Origin of the sequence: Limnohabitans sp., from assembly GCF_031538885.1 — a bacterium.
GTDB lineage: Bacteria > Pseudomonadota > Gammaproteobacteria > Burkholderiales > Burkholderiaceae_C > Limnohabitans.
The window spans coordinates 1-2535 of record NZ_JAVKLW010000088.1 but is presented as its reverse complement, the minus strand read 5'-3'; the positions used below and the strand labels follow the sequence as shown (position 1 = coordinate 2535).

Below are 2535 nucleotides of genomic sequence, written 5' to 3'. Positions count from 1 at the left end.
TTGAGCACCTTGATCAAGCGCGTAGCGTTGGGCGTACAAATAGCCCGTGTTGCTGTAGCCAATGGCTTGAGCGCTTGCAGAGGATGTCAAGTGCGCCCAAGTGCCCTGCCCTTGCTGGCCTGACATGAAACCAATGCCTAGCTGGTTGGCCGCATCGGCGGCACTGTATTTACTCTTGCCGCGCCACACACTGATCAACGACATAGGGCCTTGGCCTACGCAGGAAATTAAGCTGGCGTAGTAGTCATAGGTGACGGTATCAACGCCACCGCCTTTACCGCCGCCTTGACTTGTGCGTTTTTCGACGGACTCAAAGTCGCCGTACCACACCAAATTGACTGACAAGCGATTGCGCCCATAGAGCAAAGCCACGGGTGTGCCTTCAGCGCTCTGCTGGATGGGTACGCCGCCTATGCGAGCTTCAGGGGTGATGTCTGTAGTACCGGCCATGATTATTTGAAAAATGAAAAATGCTGTACGGAGCGTCCCACCAGAGGTGGCGCACACGGATCGGTCAAAACAACACCAAGCCCCATATAACTGTGCACAGACAAGCCCCCATCAACCAAGATGGCCGAGTGGCTGTAGGTGCGGCCAAATCGGTACAGCGCCATATCGCCCACGCTGGGGGTGTCTACAGGGTGGGCATGTTCTAAAACGCCCGCTAAGTAACGCTCTTCGTCACGGTGAAGCATCCAGTCGTTGGGGTAGTAGCCGGTGTCAAACGCATCCATCAAACCCACGGCGCTGTATACAGCAATGAGAATTTGCAAGCAATCGACCCCCACGCCTTTGATACGCGCCATGTGGTGGTAGGGCGTACCCAGCCACGAACGTGCTTCGGCACAAATTTGCAAGCGTTGCGGCATGGCAGCGGTCATACGGGGATGGCCGTTTCAGCGGCGGGGATGAATGGAAAACCACCGTAGTTCGCCTTGTTTGCATACACGGCTTCGCATACGCGAATGGTTTTGTCGCACCCCCAAGTAACTTGAAAGGTGTCGCCCACGGCAACCTCCAAGCCAGCAGGACGAAGCAATGTGGCAGTGTTGCTCGACCATGCTTTGACTGGGTAGGTGAAGCCCGCGTTTTTTCCACTGGTGAACTTGAGTTGGCCGCCCTGCAAAACCACGCCCAACGACACAGCTGAAGAGCCAGAACCCGCAGCGGTGGAGATGTCGCCGTTGATGGACGTTTGAAAACTCCACCGTTGCATGACCAAGGTGACAGCACCTGTGGTGGTGCGTTTGGCAGTGCCACAAGCCGTGTCATAGAGAGTCCATGTGCAGCCCGCCTGATATGAACGCACGGGCTGCTGCGTGTTGAGCAACTGCAAATGGTTGTTGACCTTCACCTCAAGATGCGAACGACCACCCGACACATCTGCAACCGTGCCAGCAAAGCGTGTGAGCACGCCTGCCCATCCGCTGGTCCAATCGGCGGCATAGGCCCTGTACAGACGCACAGACGCACCGTCAAGACGACCAGAAACGGCAGCCTTGATAAGCGGTATGGAACCAATGGTGACGGTGTCGTCAGCAATGATGGTGAGGTTCAAACTGTCAACCTGCACGCCAATGACCAGCTTGATGTTGTTGCGGGTGATGATTGGCCCCACATTGAACATGGTGGTGAGGCCAGCAATCACCACTGTCACAGGTGCATCAGCGCTGGTCCAGCGAATGACGGTACCGTCTTGCAAGGTGATTTCGTAGCAGTCGACCACCACCAGTTGATCACTGGTGAGCAACAAGTTGTTCAAGGCATCAGGAACGGCGATCATGTGCGCAGCTTGCAGGTGATGAAGCTCACCTGCCCTTTCCACAGGTCTTTCATGAATTGCTCGGTGGCGAATTCGTCTTTGTCAAAGCGACAACGCCAAAGGTAAGTGCCAGTCCATGTAAGCGCAATACCCGTCATGGGAGCCGTTGCAAAAGTGACCGTGCCTGCATTGGCATCAATGGTGCAAGCAGACACAGACGCACCATTTGCAAACACAACTGCACCTGGCAGACAAGCAGCCACAGGCTCAGACACTTGGGCGCCGTATGTACGCGCTAAACGAAAGACGGTGGTGACGCCATCGCCCACACCGAATGTTTGATTGACTGCAAGACTAAAAGCAGGATCGGGATCAGAAAACAAAAAGGTGTCAAACTGCCCACGCATGCGACCAAACAAGCCTGCGATTTGCTGCAAGTCGGTCTTGCTGCCTTCGCGCAAAAACTCGTAGCTGAGGTTGTATTTGTAGCGGGCATAGGCCCAATTGCTCAGGCGCACCTCTTGCCCGCTGGTGCTGGTTTGAACGTGGGTGCTGTACAGGGCTGTGCGACCAATGGGCCACGACAAGCCGGGTAAGCTGGGGTACAACAAGTTGCTCATTTTTTACGGATGCCGTTGCGGTAGGCGGCGCTGAGGGCATTCACCAACGCGTTTTGATTGCCCATGAGGACACGTTGCACACTGGCGCCATCGAGCGCACTGACGTGCAGCGTGACATTGGGTGCAGACGCCTGCGATGACTGAGGGTTGTCG

The 2535-nt window shown here is 55.6% G+C and carries 3 protein-coding genes and 1 pseudogene; all 4 read right to left on the bottom strand.

Annotated elements, in window-relative coordinates; all coding sequences use genetic code 11:
* Positions 1-450: pseudogene (locus RMS03_RS07005) on the bottom strand (hypothetical protein); the annotation flags it as partial.
* A gap of 2 nt (positions 451-452) precedes the next feature.
* On the bottom strand, positions 453-881 hold the full coding sequence (locus RMS03_RS07000) for a hypothetical protein (protein ID WP_310626368.1): 429 nt from the start codon (positions 879-881) through the stop codon (positions 453-455).
* Positions 878-1783: a DUF2163 domain-containing protein gene (locus RMS03_RS06995; protein WP_310626367.1), complete on the bottom strand. Its 906-nt coding sequence runs from the start codon at positions 1781-1783 to the stop codon at positions 878-880. Before RMS03_RS06995 ends, RMS03_RS07000 begins: the two co-directional genes overlap by 4 nt.
* Positions 1780-2382, bottom strand: a complete 603-nt coding sequence (locus RMS03_RS06990; protein ID WP_310626366.1) for a DUF2460 domain-containing protein — start codon at positions 2380-2382, stop codon at positions 1780-1782. The genes RMS03_RS06995 and RMS03_RS06990 overlap by 4 nt, the downstream gene beginning before the upstream one ends.
* Positions 2383-2535: the final 153 nt, after the last annotated feature.

Excerpts from the sequence above, each read along its gene's own strand:
- RMS03_RS07000 (WP_310626368.1), bottom strand. The coding sequence starts at position 881 with ATGACCGCTGCCATGCCGCAACGCTTGCAAATTTGTGCCGAAGCACGT.
- RMS03_RS06990 (WP_310626366.1), bottom strand. The coding sequence starts at position 2,382 with ATGAGCAACTTGTTGTACCCCAGCTTACCCGGCTTGTCGTGGCCCATT.
- RMS03_RS06995 (WP_310626367.1), bottom strand. The coding sequence starts at position 1,783 with ATGATCGCCGTTCCTGATGCCTTGAACAACTTGTTGCTCACCAGTGAT.